Consider the following 14,454-nt stretch of genomic DNA (forward strand, 5'->3'; position numbering starts at 1 on the left):
GATCCGACCGGAACTCCATTCCCACCCTGTGAACTGTCCGCACGGACCGGACAGGGTTCTCGGCGGTCGGTATGTACATGATCTCGCGTGAAGGAGAGTGCTGAGTTGGCCGGGTTTCTAGAGGTGGACATCGATGTGTTGAGCAAGACGGTTCAGTCATTACGGGGCGCCGAGCAGGTGCTCAACGATGCGATGAACGCGATGAAGGACGGCAGCCACGGCGACATCGGGACCAAGACTCTCAACGACGCCGCCGACAGCTTCCAACGACGATGGCAATTCGGCATCGAGCGGATCGGCGAGTCCGCGAAGGCAACCGCGGACGGTGTCGCACAGTGCCTCGATGCCTATCGACAGACCGACGAAGCATTCGCCAAGGTGGTCGAGCAAGCCAAGAACGCCGTTGACGGACAGCCGGCCACCTCGGCCACCTCGGCCACAGCATGAGCCAGAACCCGTACCCCTACCTCGGTTTCAACCCCGTCCCGGGCGCTCCCGACGACGTGGCGGGGCTGCGCGGGCAGATCAACACAGCCGCCGACGCGGTCAAGGAAACCAACCAGTTGTTGAACAGCCTGCGCAACAGCAACGACAACGTCTGGCAGGGCGGGGGCGGCGATGCTTTCCGTGCGCATTTCGATGCCACCCTTGCCCAGGACCTTGGCTACGCCCAGAACTCGCTCGAAAAGGCCGTCGGACTGCTCGCCGAATGGCATGCGAACCTCGTGAGCTTCCGGGACACCGCCAACGGCCTGGAAACCGAAGCCGCCGAGGCCAAGGGGCAGTACAACAGCGCACTCCAAACATTGCAGCAAGCTCGGTCGAACACAGACCTGGGTCTGGGCAGCATGACCTTCACCGATCCAGTCGAGTTGCAAGCCGCGCAGACCCGCCTCAACGCCGCCACCGCCCAGGTCAATGCCGCCGTCGCAGCGGTCAACACCTGGGAAGGGAACGTCGATTCGATCATCCGCCGCGCACGCGATCTCGAAAGCACACACGACAGCTTGGCCCGACGGATTGCGAGCGAACTAGACGGGGCTGCAAAGGATTTCGCGCCCAGCCCGCCTGACAAGAGCATCTGGGACCGCATCGCCGACGCGATAAAAGGTGTCGGTCAGTGGATCGGCGATCATCGACAGCAGATCCACGATGTGTTGGCAGGAATATCTGCGGTTACGGGTCTTCTCGCACTGGTGACACCCCCGCCGGCGGATGCGATCTTCGCAGGTATCGCGCTCGTCGCCGGTGCGGGCGCACTCGCAACGGATTTCCTCGATCCTGATGTCCGCGGTGCATTCAAGGATGTCTTTTCCGGCGATTTCAATAGTGATGCGCTGACGAAGATAGGGATGACTGTTGGACTCGATAGCCTGGGTGTTATACCTGGCGTCGGAGGCGCAATAAAAGGGGTGAAGGCATTTACTGAACTTGGAGAATTCGCTCCGGCTATCAGAGCATTCACCGAGGGCGCGCAAGCCCCGGGAATAATGACGAAAATCATCGACGGAGTTCCGAACGCGGTCGACAAGATTCCACTGATGCCATCGGCGGTATCCCGGTCCATGAACGACTTCAGTAGCGTCTTCGAGGATTTCGGTCAGGTCAGCAAGCTCGAGCCGGGAACCTCGGCGGCTGGCATTGAACTGTTCTCGCGCGCCGGAAAGGCTGGCCTAGGACTTTTCAAGATAGGGAATATTGGCAATGAGTGATACAACGGTGGATATCTGGATTCCACACGGCTTCATGGCTATGCCCCTAACCGATATAGAGAGCCGGATAGGCGTTGTCCAAGGGATTGTCGGTGAAATGGAGTCATCGACAACGAAGGCCATGGCCGAGGCAATCCTGCCCGCTGCCCTAACACTCTTTGCCGAACTAGCGCACAGGGACACGAGGTATTGCGGAATAGGTCGACACTTGTCGTCGGACGGAAATCTGATCACGTCATGCATCACTGTTTGCGTCTATGAAACCGGTGGTGATAAGTTGAATCCACGATTGAGATTGACGAACCTAGCTGATTCCCGGTCGGAGTCCGGCGAAATATACAATCTCGAAATGGCAGATGTGGGTGGTCGGCCGATGATGTTCACTGAGCGCGTGACGGAGCTTCCATCGCCTGAGTTTCCAGAAAGACCATTCGCGAGCGCCACCACGGCTACGTTCCAGCTCGAAGCTGTTGTTCCGTCGGATGACGGCTCAGCCCTGGCCGCTGTCGAGCTATCGACCGCAGCAGTCGACTATGGTCCAGAATTTCGAAAGATGATCGTGGACATGGCAGAGTCGATCGAATTTCGGGCGAGCGGTCGCACGATGCCTCGACCATCATCACTGGACTTGTGAGGGATTTTATCGTGGAAACGTCATCACCGGCCGCGTCCTGGCCTTCCACGCGTGCCGCCTTGCGAAAGGGAGTGTTGTTGCCGTGGATGGCGCTGCTCGGCGGGGTAGCCAGTCTGCCAGCGACCGTGATCTTCATCAATTTGGGCGATCCTGGCCACAGCCAATTGACCCACCGCCTTGCCGGACCAGGGTTGGTGCTGTCGGTAATCCTTTTCTGCACCGGGATTTTCGGTGCATGCATGGTATGGATCCGGAGGCGGACGCGGACGATATTGCAGCGGTATCCCTGGCTGGAGTATCCGATCGGTTATCTGACCAACCGCCGCTACGAGTGGGTTGAACTGAGGGATATCAACGGAAACCGAATCGCGCAATTGATCGTCAGCAGTTGGGCTCATCAAATAGGTTCAGTGGTGGACGGTAACTCTTCGACAGCGTGGTTCGCAGGCGATCCTCGTAAACACGGTGTCATCTCCGCCCCAGGTGGCGGCGACTTTCGGTACGCGTACTATTCTCCGGCCAGGCAGCCGCCTGAATTCTCGTTCCGAGAGAATCGCTCTGGCACTCGACTCGATTCGAACGGTGCACCGCCGCTGTCCGTTCGCGAATTTCAACTTGCCCGAGACCGCGGTTACGTGAAAATGAAGCCGGTGGGCGAGCCGGTAGTGGTACGGCACGGTAGCTCAGATGACACTCGTTACCCATCGCCTCGCCTATTGCGTCGAGTCTTGGCCTTCGCCATTGATTGGGCCCTACACCTCGGCGTCGGGCTCGGCTCGGCGATCGCCGTCAGCCCCGAGTTCTCGGTCGAGGCCGTTACCCGATTCGATTGGAAGCATCTCGGTGTGAATCCGATTATCGCGCTGGGGTTCTGGGCGCTGGCGTCGGTAGTCGACCGCGTCGGTGTGCAGGCGATCTTCCACGCGACCGTCGGCAAGGCCGTATTCGGATTGCGCGTCATCCGCCCCGACGACGGAACCTCCCCTTCGTTCGGACGGCTGTTGGCCGTGTGGTTGGTAGATCTGTACATGGTGGTCGCGTTTCCGATAGCGCTCGTCGGCAACGGTGATCTACCGGGGCCGGATAGAGTTGACGACTACTTCCTCCCCGCCGTGCGACGCCGCGATATTCGGGCACATCGATGATCGCGAGATCACAAGGTATGGGGTGTGTTTCGAGGCAGTGAGCACCAGGTCGCACGCCTTCGGCGATGCCAAATCGCGGGCCGATCAGTACGTGGTGCCGGCCGGGTTGAAGTTGACCGATGTCGTCACCATCAACGAGGCCGGCAGCCGCGACAACAACACCCCGAAGATCGAGGCGTGCCAGCTGGAAACCGGGCACCCAGGTGGTGACCTTCACGGCGAAGGTCACCTGGGGCCTGAGTTATTGCCAGTTGGGCAGCGTCACGACCTGCGCGGCGTAGGAGAGACCGGCGCCGAAGGCGATCAGCAGCGCGGTATCGCCCGGCTTCGACTCACCCTTGCGCAGCAACGCCTCCATGGCGAGCGGAATAGAAGCGGCGGAGGTATTCCCGGTCTCCTCGATATCGTTGGCCAGCGCGCAGTGCTCGGGCAGCTTCAGCACCCGCGCCATGATCTCGATGATCCGGCCGTTGGCCTGGTGCGGGATCATCGCGTCCAGGTCGTCGGTGGATAGGCCCGCGCGATCGATGGCGTCGCGGCAGACCTTCTCCAATGAATGTGCGGCCCAGCGGAATACCGCCGTACCCTCCATGGCGAGGTAGGGCCGCACCGCGTCGAGGCCCTTCTCCTCGATTTCGGCGAAGTATTCCATCCAATCCTTGTCCTGGCGGATCGCATGGTGCTGAGTGCCGTCCGAACCCCAGACCGTGGGGCCGATGCCCTGTTCTTCCGCGGGACCGACCACCACCGCGCCTGCGCCGTCGGCGAACAGGAAGGCGGTCGCGCGGTCCTTCGGATTGACGGTGTTGGTCAGTTTCTCCACGCCGATCACCAGCACATGGCTGGCGGTTCCGGCGCGCACCAGATCCGAGGCCACCGCGAGCGCGTGGCAGAAGCCCGCGCAACCGGCCGAAATATCGAACGCCGCCGTGCCGTTCATGCCCAGTTCGGTCGCGATCTGCGGCGCGGCGGCCGGAGTCAGCAAGAGGTGAGTGGAGGTGGCGACGATGACGCAGTCGACCTGCTCGACCTCGATTCCCGCGGATTCGAGCGCGCCGCGAGAGGCCGCGACGCTCATGCTCTGAATCGTCTCCTCCTTCGAGGCGAAGCGCCGCGTTTTGATTCCGGAACGGGTGCGGATCCACTCGTCACTCGAGCCGATGGGACCGGCGACCTCTTCGTTGGTGACGATTCGAGCGGGGCGGTAAACGCCGAGCCCGAGGACCGCCGTGTGCTCAGCCCCTGTGGTCTGGGTGATTTGAGCAGCCATAATGCGTCTCCTATGTACCTGCGGCGGCGCCGCCGGGTTGTACCCCGAAAGCATCGAAATGAGTCCCTCATCGGCCGGCCGCCTACGTCACCGTAGACATGAGGCCCCCTCATATTAGCCCGTGTCGCACGTGTTGGGCGTGCGTATTCTCACATTTGGCGGGTATACCTCCGAAGCGCGCCCTGTGGTGCGGCGCGCTGCCCCAACTATTGATTCGAGGACACCATGCTCGGACTCGGGATTATCGGGTGGATCATCATCGGCGGTCTCGCCGGCTGGATCGCCAGCAAGATTATGAAGACGGATGCGCAACAAGGCATCCTCCTCAACATCGTGGTCGGCGTGGTCGGCGGCCTGCTAGGCGGATTCCTCCTCAAATTGCTCGGCGTCGATGTCGAAGGCGGCGGACTCTGGTTCAGCTTCTTCACCTGCCTCGGCGGCGCGGTGATTCTGCTGTTCCTGGTGCGGCTGTTCACCGGCCGTAAAGCCATGAGCTGACCGTGGGTGCCACAGGCTCTGTTCCCGTAAGGTGTGAACGCTTGCGCCGGACCTATCGTTGAAGGCGCAAACCGTCTCTGCATCGAGCACGAAAGAGGAGCCTGTGGCACGCCGTCCCACCCCGCCCGGCACGCCCGAAACGACCGGAGTCGGCCATGTCGTCGATCTCGTCCGGGCCGCGATCCCCCCGCTGCATCCCGCCGGGCTGCCGTTCGTCGCGGCGCCGCTCGCGGTGGCGGTCATCGGAGGTAAGCGCAAGTGGGTGCGCCGCACGGGTCTGCTGGCCGCCGCGGCCTGCGCGACCTTCTTCCGGCATCCGAACCGGGTGCCGCCGAATCGGGCGGGCGTGGTCGTCGCCCCGGCCGACGGCGAGATCGCTCTGGTCGATACCGCGACGCCGCCCGCCGAACTTGGTCTCGGCGATGCGCCGCTGCCGCGCGTGAGCATCTTTCTTTCGGTGCTCGACGTCCATGTGCAGCGCACTCCCATCTCCGGCACCGTGCGCTCCGTGCTGCACCAGTCCGGTCAGTTCCGTTCGGCGGATCTGCCCGAGGCCAGTGCGGTGAACGAGCGCAACAGCATGGTCATCGACACCGCCGGTGGCGCGCAGCTCGTGGTCGTGCAGATCGCGGGTCTGCTGGCGCGGCGCATCGTCTGCGATGCGCAGGCCGGTGACAAACTGACCATCGGCGATACCTATGGCCTGATCCGTTTCGGGTCCCGGGTCGACACGTACTTCCCGGCGGGTACCGAATTACTCGTCGAACCCGGACAGCGCACGATCGGGGGCGAGACCGTGCTGGCCGTACTTTCCACCGACTCATGATGGAGCAGGCCCTGCCCACACCGCAGCGAAGGCACCGGACCATCCGGCTGTTGCCGAGCATCGTGACAATCATGGCGCTGTGCGCGGGACTGTCCGCGGTGAAGTTCGCACTGGACGACAGGCTCGACATCTCCTTGGCGATGGTCGGCGCCGCGGCCGTACTGGACACCCTCGACGGTCGGCTGGCCCGGATGCTCGATGCCACCACCAAGATGGGCGCCGAACTCGATTCGCTCTCCGATGCAATCTCCTTCGGTGTCGCGCCCGGTCTGGTGATCTACATCGCGCTGCTGGACAGCAACAGCGCGGGCTGGATCATCGCGCTGGTTTTCGCGGTGAGCCTTGTGCTGCGCCTGGCCAGGTTCAATACCCTGCTCGACGACGACACTCGACCGCAGTGGGCGCGCGAGTATTTCGTCGGCGTCCCCGCACCGGCGGCGGCGTTGATCGCGCTGGTGCCGATCGGGCTGTACGTGCAGTTCGGCGACGGCTGGTGGGTCGGCTACTACGAGGTCGCGGCCTGGACCTTGTTCGCGGCGGCGCTGGCGGTCAGCACGATTCCGACGCTGGCCATGAAGTCGGTATCGGTGGCGCCGCAGGCGGCTGCCGGCCTGCTGGTGCTGACTGCGCTCGCGACGGCGCTGCTGGTCACCTATCCGATCGTGCTGCTGCTGGTGCTGGTCGCGCTGTACCTCGCGCATATCCCGTTCGCCTGGCATTCGCGGCGCTGGGTGGCCGCGCGTCCGGAAACCTGGCAGCACAAGCCATCCGAACGCCGGGCCCAGCGGCGGGCGCAGCGGCGACGACCCGCACTGCGGCGTCCGGCGATCCGCGGGGCGAGCCGCCTGCGGCTGCGCAGTCCGGGGAAAGAGCGTCGGGCGGACGATCTGCACCAGTGAGCTGTTGGGGCTTGCCTGGTATTCCTCGAGGAATCGTCTGGGTCGCGCGTGAATGCTGCGGCTATGAGCGGCGTTGCGGCACTTGGTGGTTTGGGCTTCTGGGGATTCGATCTGGGTCGGGTTTTCGGTGGTGGCCGGACCATCGGGTCGGTCACCGAACTGTCGAAGGCCGGATGGATCCCGACCGGTACCGTCATCTTCGGCGGCCGAGCACGGAAGAAGGTGGCGGTGAAACCGGATGGATTGCGCGAATTCCAGGCGCATCGCCCGCGCCTGTTCGCGCTCGCCTATCGGATGCTCGGCTCCGCGACCGAGGCCGAGGACGCGGTGCAGCAGACCTACCTGCGCTGGGATGGCACCGACCGCAGCACGATTCGCTCGGCCGAGGCCTGGCTGACCACCGCGGTCGTGAATCTCTGCCGCACTTGGCTGGTTTCGGCCCGGGCCCGCCGCGAGACCTATGTCGGACCGTGGCTGCCCGAGCCGGTACCGACCGCGCGCGGGGAGCTCGGGCCGTTGGAGACGGTGGAGGAGCGCGAGCTGGTGTCGCTGGCGCTGTTGACGGCATTGGAACGGTTGAGCCCGATCGAGCGGGCGGTTTTCGTGTTGCGCGAGGCATTCGGATACGCCCACCGGGAGATCGCGGACATGCTCGCGGTATCCGAGGCCAACTCGCAGCAGATCTTCCGCCGGGCCGGTATCCGGGTGCGTGAGGGGCGGCCGCGCTTCGACGTTCCGGCCGATCAGGCCCGCGAGCTGATCGAGCGCTTCCTCGAGGCGGCACGGATCGGGGATATCGAGGCATTGGAGCGGATGCTCGCGGCCGATGTCGTCTCGACCGCGGACGGCGGCGGTCAGGTTACCGCGGCTCGTCGCCCGATCGTCGGGGCTGCCGCGGTCGCGCGGTATGTGGCGGGACTGTTCCGGTGGGAGGTGCCGCGGATGGTGTTGGCGCTGGAGGAGATCAACGGCGCGCTCGCGGTCATCGTGCGGTTGGCGGGGGAACCCGCGCTGGTCGTCGGCGTGGACACCCTCGACGACGCGGTGACGGCGCTGCGCTTGATTGTCAATCCGGCGAAGCTGTCCTATATCGGGCGGGAGTGACGCGGGTCATCATCCGAGGCTGTCAGGGATCGGCGCATCGGTGACGGACCGTGCTCACCGGACGCACGGCGGCCTGGTTCAAGGAGCAGATCGGGCGTGGTGTGTCCGGGGCGGCGTGTCGCTGAAGATCGTCAACTAACGGTTGACGATACGAGATCGTCAACCTATGGTTGACGCATGACAATCAACGTACGACTCGATGATCTGATCGAGGGCATCAAGAAAGCACGTCCGGACAATGTGCTCGACCAACTCTCCGATGCGGTGGTCACGGCCGGGCATTTCGGCGAAGTGGCCGATCATCTGATCGGCCACTTCGTGGATCAGGCCCGCCGCTCCGGTGCATCGTGGACCGAGATCGGTGCCAGCATGGGTGTCACCAAACAGGCCGCGCAGAAGCGGTTCGTGCCCAAGGGGCCGGGTGATCCGGCGGCCATGGATCCCAATGCGGGCTTCGCGAAGTTCACCCCGCGCGCGCGGAAGATGGTGGTGGCCTCGCAGGAGGCGGCTCGCACCTCCAGCAATCTGGAGATCTCCATCGGACATCTGGTGCTGGCCCTGTTGTCCCAACCGGAAGGCCTCGGCGCCAGGGAGGTCATCGCGCAAGGGGTGCAACTCGAAGCGGTCCGGGATGCGGCAAACGACGCCATTGCCCGACAGCCGGCCGATCCGGCGAAGGTGCCTGCGCTCATTCCGTTCGACGCCGAGGCCAAGAAGGTGCTCGAGCTGACCTTCCGTGAGGCACTTCGCTTGGGACACAACTACATCGGCACCGAACATGTCCTGCTCGCCCTGCTCGAACAGGAGAACGGTTCCGGAATCCTGTCCGATCTCGGCGTCGACAAGGCGAAGGCCGAAGCCGATCTGTCCGAATTGCTGTCGGTGATCGCCGCCGAGAAGTCATGATCGCCCGGGCCGCGTTCATCGCCGGACGACGTCGAATTGCCTGGATAGCCATCGGCATTCGATCTGCGCACGCGGCCAGGACACGGCAGCGCAGGGCCGTCCGATCGCGGGGTATGTCGGTGCGCTCACGGATCCCGCTCGAGTACCGTGAGCCCGTCGCGGCCTGACGGCGGCTCAGTTCTCCGGGACGTTGCGGGCGAGTTCGTCCAACCAGGCGGCGGCGGAGGCGTCGCTCGGCGCACGCCAGTCGCCGCGCGGTGAAAGTGAGCCACCCGAACCGACTTTCGGGGCATTGGGCAGGGTGGAGCGTTTGAACTGGCTCGTCTGGATGAAGCGGCGTAGGAATTCGGCGAGCCAGTATTTGATGATCGGCAGGTCGTAGGTGTTGCGCTGGTCGGCCGGAATGAGGTCCGGCCAGCTGCCGCGGTCGCGCTCGGACCAGGCGTGCCGGGCCAGGTAGGCGACTCGGCTCGGGCGGTAACCGAAGCGCAGCAGGTAGTAGAGGTGGAAGTCCTGCAGTTCGTAGGGGCCGACGGTGGCCTCGGAGCTCTGGCTCGGTGCGGTGGAATCGTGGCTGGGCACCAACTCCGGCGAGATCTCGGTCTGCAGGATCGATGACAGCACCCGGCCCGCCTCTGGGCCGAACTGATCGGTGTCGACCGCCCAGGCGATCAGATATTTGATCAGTGTTTTGGGGACCGAGGCGTTCACGCTGTAGTGCGCCATATGGTCGCCGACGCCGAAAGTGCACCAGCCCAAGGCGAGTTCGCTCAGATCGCCGGTGCCGACCACGAGCGCGTTGTGCTGGTTGGCAAGTCGGAACAGATGCGAAGTGCGCTCGCCCGCCTGCACATTCTCGTAGGTGATGTCGTACTGCGGAATACCTTCGGCGGCAGGGTGATTCAGGTCTCGAAGCATCTGGGTGGCGGATGGGCGGATATCGATCTCCTGCGCGGTCACGCCGAGCGCGTCCATCAACGCGTGCGCGTCGGTGCGGGTTCGGGTGCTGGTCGCGAAGCCGGGCATGGTGTAGGCCAGCACATTCGCGCGCGGCAGTCCGAGCCGGTCCATGGTTTTGGCCGCGACGATCAGCGCCTGGGTGGAGTCCAATCCACCGGATACGCCGATGACCAAGCGCTGACTGCCGGTCGCACGCAACCGGGTGCTCAGGCCCTCGACCTGGATGTGATGCACCTCTGCGCACCGTTCGTTGCGTGCGGCCGGATCGCTGGGAACGTAAGGGAAGCGCTGGATTTCGCGCCCAAGGGGGATAGCCCTCGTCGGAACCGGCAACTCGACCTCGATACGCCGCAGCCGCACCAGCCGGTCGCGGTGATCGTGCACATTGTCGGCGAAACTGGTGGTGCGAATGCGATCAGCGGCCAGCCGCGGCAGATCGAGATCTGCGGTGACCAACTGGGGATGGTCGCAGAACCGCTCGCCCTCGGCGAGTAGATCGCCGTTCTCGCAAACCAGCGCCTGTCCGTCCCAGGCCATATCGGTGGTCGATTCACCGTGTCCCGCAGCCGAATACAGATAGGCGGCCAGATAGCGCGCGGAATGCGAGGTGCACAGCGCGCGCCGGTAGTCGGCCTTACCGATGACGATATTGCTCGCCGACAGATTGACCAGCACCGTCGCACCGGCCAGCGCGGCATATCCACTGGGCGGCAACGGAACCCAGCCGTCTTCGCAGATTTCCAGGTGGAATACGAAGCCGTCGAGATTGGTCGCGGTGAACAGCAGATCGGATCCGAACGGCACCCGCTGACCCGCTATCGTGATGTGGTCGTCCAAGGTCTCGCGTGCCGCCGCGAACTGGCGCTTCTCATAGAACTCGCGATAGTTCGGCAGATAGCTCTTGGGTGCGGCGCCGAGCACCGTGCCGCGGCAGACCGCGATGCCGCAGTTGAACAGTCGCCCCTGCGTCCGCACCGGCGCACCGATCACCAGCACCGTATCGATCTCCGCGCTCGCCACGACGACCTGCTCGATTGCCGCGGCGACCGCGTCGTCGAGCGCATCCTGGTGGAATAGATCGTCGGCGGTGTAGCTGGAGAGTCCGAGTTCGGGAAAGACCGTCAGCACCGCGCCGTCGGCGGCCGCTTGCCGGGCGAGCTCGAGCGTCTGCTCGACATTGAACGCGGGATCGACGACCCGGATCCGCGGCACCGCGACCGCCACCCGCGCGAACCCGTGCCGATAAAGCGAATCGAACGGCAATGCGGGCACAGGCGTCCCCCTTCGGGATCGTTGATCTTCCTCCATCGCGAAATCTACGCCCGCCCGGTCAGGCCCCCGCCCCAGCGCGGCCATTTCGCCTTGGCCTTCGGTTCCTCCATGAGCGGTCCGCGCTCGATATCGGTGACCAACAGCGGCAGCCGCGGCGCGAGCTCGTCGAGCACCGCCAGCGTGTGCCCACCCTGCGCGGCTCGGTACTCCGGCATGGTCAGGCCGACGACCTGCAGGAACTGCATCCGCCCGTGCGGTGTGTCGATGGCGCCGAGTTCCGGGTCGACGGTGAAGGCGACGGCGTGGATATCCGAATCCGGATGATCCGCGGCGATCGGGCCGTTCGACTTGATGGTATGGCCCGGTTCGAACCAATTCCCGGATTGGAACACGTAGCGGGCCAGATTCTGCAAGAAGTTCGCGGGCCAGACCGGCGGTTTCTCGTCGGCCGGGGTGCGCAGCAGGCGGAAGGTGAATTCGAATCCCCAGCCCGATTCGTCCGGGTTATCCCATTCCTTCTCGTACAGCTCGGTCATGCCGTAGCTGATGTAGTGCCAGTGTGGGACCGGTTCGGTGCGCGGATAGGCGCTGATGCCGTCCAGCGGATCGGGCCCGCCGAGCGACCAGGGGACCCCCGTCCCCCAATGGCTGGGTGCGGTGTCGTGGTATAGCTGCTCCAATGCGGCGTCGATAGCGTTCCAGCCCGGACTTTCACTCACCTGGACACCATAAGGTCGGCGCCGAGCATGCGCCGCGCTGTGCTGGATCGGCGGCGTTCGCGGGACCCTCCATGGGCCCGCTGCGCTACCTCCTCCGGGGCCGTCGCTCACGCCGCGCCAGCCGATCGTAAGCCATTGGCGGACAGAGATTTGCTGCTCGCGCGACCTGGGCGGGCGCCGCGCGGATCCCGGACTGGTCGGCCTGTCGGGAAGGGCCGATCCGGCGCACCGGTAAGCTATAGCAATGGCGGATGGCATGGATTCCGACCTAGTTGCGGGGGAGCGACGCGCTGATCTCGAGCGTGCGCTGACCTATGTCTCCACCGAATCGCAGCCCGACGGCAGCTACATAATCAACGGCGATCTGCCGCCCGATGTGGCGCCACCGTTCATTCGGGCGATCATGCGGGTGGAGGCGGAGTTGCTGCTGAACGACGCGGAACTCGTAACGGTCGATGAGGGTGAACCACGCACGCCCGAGGAGCGCCGGGCCGATGCTTTCGTCGCATTGATACTCCGGGTGGACGACCGCAGCTCGGCCTGAGTCGGCGCCGAGCAGCGCGGCGGACCTTGCACTCGATACCCCTGAGTGCTAAAAAGGGCTTGGCACTCTCGACGTGTGAGTGCCAGGTCGGGACGGTGAGACCGGGTCACATCGACACCCTCGGTCGTCCGTCGCGGGCACCGAACCTGGCCAGCGTAAATGGGGCGATCCAACCTGCGATCGACCTGTGTGTCAGCCATATACATGTGGAGGATCTCAACGCAATGGCCAAGACAATTGCGTACGACGAAGAGGCCCGTCGCGGCCTCGAGCGGGGTCTGAACGCCCTCGCCGACGCGGTCAAGGTGACGCTGGGCCCCAAGGGTCGCAACGTTGTCCTGGAGAAGAAGTGGGGCGCCCCCACGATCACCAACGATGGTGTTTCCATCGCCAAGGAGATCGACCTGGAGGACCCGTACGAGAAGATCGGCGCCGAGCTGGTCAAGGAAGTCGCCAAGAAGACCGACGACGTCGCGGGCGACGGCACCACCACCGCCACCGTGCTCGCCCAGGCGCTCGTACGTGAGGGCCTGCGCAACGTTGCGGCCGGCGCCAACCCGCTGGGTCTGAAGCGCGGCATCGAGAAGGCCGTCGAGGCCGTCACCACCAAGCTCCTCGCGACCGCCAAGGAGGTCGAGACCAAGGAGCAGATCGCCGCCACCGCCGGTATCTCGGCCGGCGACGCGTCCATCGGTGAGCTGATCGCCGAGGCCATGGACAAGGTCGGCAAGGAAGGCGTCATCACCGTCGAGGAGAGCAACACCTTCGGGCTCCAGCTGGAGCTCACCGAGGGTATGCGCTTCGACAAGGGCTACATCTCCGGTTACTTCGTGACCGACCCGGAGCGTCAGGAAGCGGTCCTCGAGGATCCGTACATCCTGCTCGTCGGTTCCAAGGTTTCCACCGTCAAGGACCTGCTGCCGCTGCTGGAGAAGGTCATCCAGGCCGGCAAGCCGCTGCTGATCATCGCCGAGGACGTCGAGGGCGAGGCCCTGTCGACCCTGGTCGTGAACAAGATCCGCGGCACCTTCAAGTCCGTTGCCGTCAAGGCGCCTGGCTTCGGTGACCGTCGCAAGGCGCAGCTCGCCGATATCGCCATCCTGACCGGTGGCGAGGTCGTCAGCGAAGAGGTCGGCCTCTCCCTGGAGACCGCGGGCATCGAGCTGCTCGGCCAGGCCCGCAAGGTCGTCATCACCAAGGACGAGACCACCATCGTCGAGGGCGCGGGTGACGCGGAGGCCATCAAGGGCCGCGTCGCGCAGATCCGCACGGAGATCGAGAACTCGGACTCGGACTACGACCGGGAGAAGCTGCAGGAGCGTCTGGCCAAGCTGGCCGGCGGTGTCGCGGTGATCAAGGCCGGCGCCGCGACCGAGGTCGAGCTCAAGGAGCGCAAGCACCGCATCGAGGATGCCGTGCGCAACGCCAAGGCCGCCGTGGAGGAGGGCATCGTCGCCGGTGGTGGCGTGGCCCTGCTGCAGTCGGCTCCGGCGCTGGACGACCTGAAGGTCACCGGTGACGAGGCGACCGGTGCGAACATCGTGCGCGTCGCGCTGTCGGCTCCGCTGAAGCAGATCGCCTTCAACGCGGGCCTCGAGCCCGGCGTTGTCGCCGAGAAGGTCTCGAACCTGCCGGCGGGCCACGGCCTGAACGCCGACTCGGGCGAGTACCAGGACCTCCTGGCCGCCGGTGTCGCCGACCCGGTCAAGGTCACCCGTTCGGCCCTGCAGAACGCGGCCTCGATCGCGGCCCTGTTCCTCACCACCGAGGCCGTCGTCGCCGACAAGCCGGAGAAGGCCGCCGCACCCGTCGGCGACCCGACCGGTGGCATGGGCGGCATGGACTTCTGAGTCCCGCCTCTCGGCAACACATCTAGACCCGAAGGCCGGTCCACCAATGGTGGACCGGCCTTCGGTCTTTGGTCAGCCGATCAGAACGATGAGTGGAATCGCGACAGCCGAACGG

14 protein-coding genes are annotated in these 14,454 nt (G+C 64.7%); 11 read left to right on the top strand and 3 right to left on the bottom strand.

The features are described from left to right. The first annotated feature begins 87 nt into the window (after positions 1 to 87). The 4 genes from ACQPXH_RS04085 (at position 88) to ACQPXH_RS04100 (ending at position 3,491) form a co-directional block, all read left to right on the top strand. On the top strand, positions 88 to 447 hold the full coding sequence (locus ACQPXH_RS04085; protein WP_433601010.1) for a hypothetical protein: 360 nt from the start codon (positions 88 to 90) through the stop codon (positions 445 to 447). Further along, complete coding sequence (locus ACQPXH_RS04090; RefSeq protein ID WP_433601011.1) at positions 444 to 1,712, top strand: hypothetical protein; 1,269 nt, start codon at positions 444 to 446, stop codon at positions 1,710 to 1,712. The genes ACQPXH_RS04085 and ACQPXH_RS04090 overlap by 4 nt, the downstream gene beginning before the upstream one ends. Next, positions 1,705 to 2,346 carry a hypothetical protein gene (locus ACQPXH_RS04095; RefSeq protein ID WP_433601012.1) on the top strand — a complete coding sequence of 214 codons (642 nt, stop codon included), beginning with the start codon at positions 1,705 to 1,707 and terminating at the stop codon, positions 2,344 to 2,346. The genes ACQPXH_RS04090 and ACQPXH_RS04095 overlap by 8 nt, the downstream gene beginning before the upstream one ends. A gap of 86 nt (positions 2,347 to 2,432) precedes the next feature. Then, entirely contained in the window at positions 2,433 to 3,491 is a 1,059-nt protein-coding gene (locus tag ACQPXH_RS04100) for an RDD family protein (RefSeq protein ID WP_433601013.1), read from the top strand. Positions 3,492 to 3,732: 241 nt separating this feature from the next. On the opposite strand, the gene ACQPXH_RS04105 is transcribed toward ACQPXH_RS04100, so the two are convergent. Next, positions 3,733 to 4,761 (bottom strand): beta-ketoacyl-ACP synthase III, encoded by a 1,029-nt coding sequence (locus tag ACQPXH_RS04105; protein WP_433601014.1) that lies wholly within the window; start codon positions 4,759 to 4,761, stop codon positions 3,733 to 3,735. Between the two features lie 225 nt (positions 4,762 to 4,986). Here ACQPXH_RS04105 and ACQPXH_RS04110 point away from each other — a divergent pair, with 225 nt between their 5' ends. From ACQPXH_RS04110 to ACQPXH_RS04130, 5 genes are all read left to right on the top strand, one after another. Further along, positions 4,987 to 5,259, top strand: a complete 273-nt coding sequence (locus ACQPXH_RS04110) for a GlsB/YeaQ/YmgE family stress response membrane protein (protein ID WP_063044923.1) — start codon at positions 4,987 to 4,989, stop codon at positions 5,257 to 5,259. A 103-nt stretch (positions 5,260 to 5,362) separates the two neighbouring features. After that, positions 5,363 to 6,085 carry a phosphatidylserine decarboxylase gene (locus tag ACQPXH_RS04115; RefSeq protein WP_433601015.1) on the top strand — a complete coding sequence of 241 codons (723 nt, stop codon included), beginning with the start codon at positions 5,363 to 5,365 and terminating at the stop codon, positions 6,083 to 6,085. Next, positions 6,085 to 6,984 carry a CDP-alcohol phosphatidyltransferase family protein gene (locus ACQPXH_RS04120; protein WP_433603296.1) on the top strand — a complete coding sequence of 300 codons (900 nt, stop codon included), beginning with the start codon at positions 6,085 to 6,087 and terminating at the stop codon, positions 6,982 to 6,984. Before ACQPXH_RS04115 ends, ACQPXH_RS04120 begins: the two co-directional genes overlap by 1 nt. A gap of 63 nt (positions 6,985 to 7,047) precedes the next feature. Continuing rightward, positions 7,048 to 8,088: an RNA polymerase sigma-70 factor gene (locus ACQPXH_RS04125; RefSeq protein ID WP_433601016.1), complete on the top strand. Its 1,041-nt coding sequence runs from the start codon at positions 7,048 to 7,050 to the stop codon at positions 8,086 to 8,088. A gap of 177 nt (positions 8,089 to 8,265) precedes the next feature. Further along, positions 8,266 to 8,994 carry a Clp protease N-terminal domain-containing protein gene (locus tag ACQPXH_RS04130; protein WP_433601017.1) on the top strand — a complete coding sequence of 243 codons (729 nt, stop codon included), beginning with the start codon at positions 8,266 to 8,268 and terminating at the stop codon, positions 8,992 to 8,994. 174 nt (positions 8,995 to 9,168) lie between these two features. Here the strand turns inward: ACQPXH_RS04130 and ACQPXH_RS04135 are convergent, their stop codons facing one another. After that, the gene (locus ACQPXH_RS04135; protein WP_433601018.1) at positions 9,169 to 11,226 is read right to left on the bottom strand and encodes an NAD(+) synthase; all 2,058 of its coding nucleotides are present in this window, start codon (positions 11,224 to 11,226) and stop codon (positions 9,169 to 9,171) included. Positions 11,227 to 11,270: 44 nt separating this feature from the next. Continuing rightward, entirely contained in the window at positions 11,271 to 11,945 is a 675-nt protein-coding gene (locus ACQPXH_RS04140; RefSeq protein ID WP_433601019.1) for a suppressor of fused domain protein, read from the bottom strand. Positions 11,946 to 12,201: 256 nt separating this feature from the next. Here ACQPXH_RS04140 and ACQPXH_RS04145 point away from each other — a divergent pair, with 256 nt between their 5' ends. Further along, a complete protein-coding gene (locus tag ACQPXH_RS04145) occupies positions 12,202 to 12,489 on the top strand; it encodes a hypothetical protein (RefSeq protein ID WP_245721169.1) in 288 nt (95 codons plus the stop codon). A gap of 224 nt (positions 12,490 to 12,713) precedes the next feature. Then, complete coding sequence (groL, locus tag ACQPXH_RS04150; protein ID WP_433603297.1) at positions 12,714 to 14,339, top strand: chaperonin GroEL; 1,626 nt, start codon at positions 12,714 to 12,716, stop codon at positions 14,337 to 14,339. The last annotated feature ends 115 nt before the right edge of the window (positions 14,340 to 14,454 follow it).

The sequence above is a fragment of the Nocardia sp. CA-135953 genome (assembly GCF_050955735.1).
Lineage (GTDB): Bacteria > Actinomycetota > Actinomycetes > Mycobacteriales > Mycobacteriaceae > Nocardia.

What these genes read in the sequence shown, in the direction of transcription:
- ACQPXH_RS04090 (WP_433601011.1), top strand. Translation starts at nt 444, where the DNA reads ATGAGCCAGAACCCGTACCCCTACCTCGGTTTCAACCCCGTCCCGGGC.
- ACQPXH_RS04095 (WP_433601012.1), top strand. Translation starts at nt 1,705, where the DNA reads ATGAGTGATACAACGGTGGATATCTGGATTCCACACGGCTTCATGGCT.
- ACQPXH_RS04100 (WP_433601013.1), top strand. Translation starts at nt 2,433, where the DNA reads ATGGCGCTGCTCGGCGGGGTAGCCAGTCTGCCAGCGACCGTGATCTTC.
- ACQPXH_RS04105 (WP_433601014.1), bottom strand. Translation starts at nt 4,761, where the DNA reads ATGGCTGCTCAAATCACCCAGACCACAGGGGCTGAGCACACGGCGGTC.
- ACQPXH_RS04110 (WP_063044923.1), top strand. Translation starts at nt 4,987, where the DNA reads ATGCTCGGACTCGGGATTATCGGGTGGATCATCATCGGCGGTCTCGCC.
- ACQPXH_RS04120 (WP_433603296.1), top strand. Translation starts at nt 6,085, where the DNA reads ATGGAGCAGGCCCTGCCCACACCGCAGCGAAGGCACCGGACCATCCGG.
- ACQPXH_RS04125 (WP_433601016.1), top strand. Translation starts at nt 7,048, where the DNA reads ATGAGCGGCGTTGCGGCACTTGGTGGTTTGGGCTTCTGGGGATTCGAT.
- ACQPXH_RS04130 (WP_433601017.1), top strand. Translation starts at nt 8,266, where the DNA reads ATGACAATCAACGTACGACTCGATGATCTGATCGAGGGCATCAAGAAA.
- ACQPXH_RS04145 (WP_245721169.1), top strand. Translation starts at nt 12,202, where the DNA reads ATGGATTCCGACCTAGTTGCGGGGGAGCGACGCGCTGATCTCGAGCGT.
- groL (WP_433603297.1), top strand. Translation starts at nt 12,714, where the DNA reads ATGGCCAAGACAATTGCGTACGACGAAGAGGCCCGTCGCGGCCTCGAG.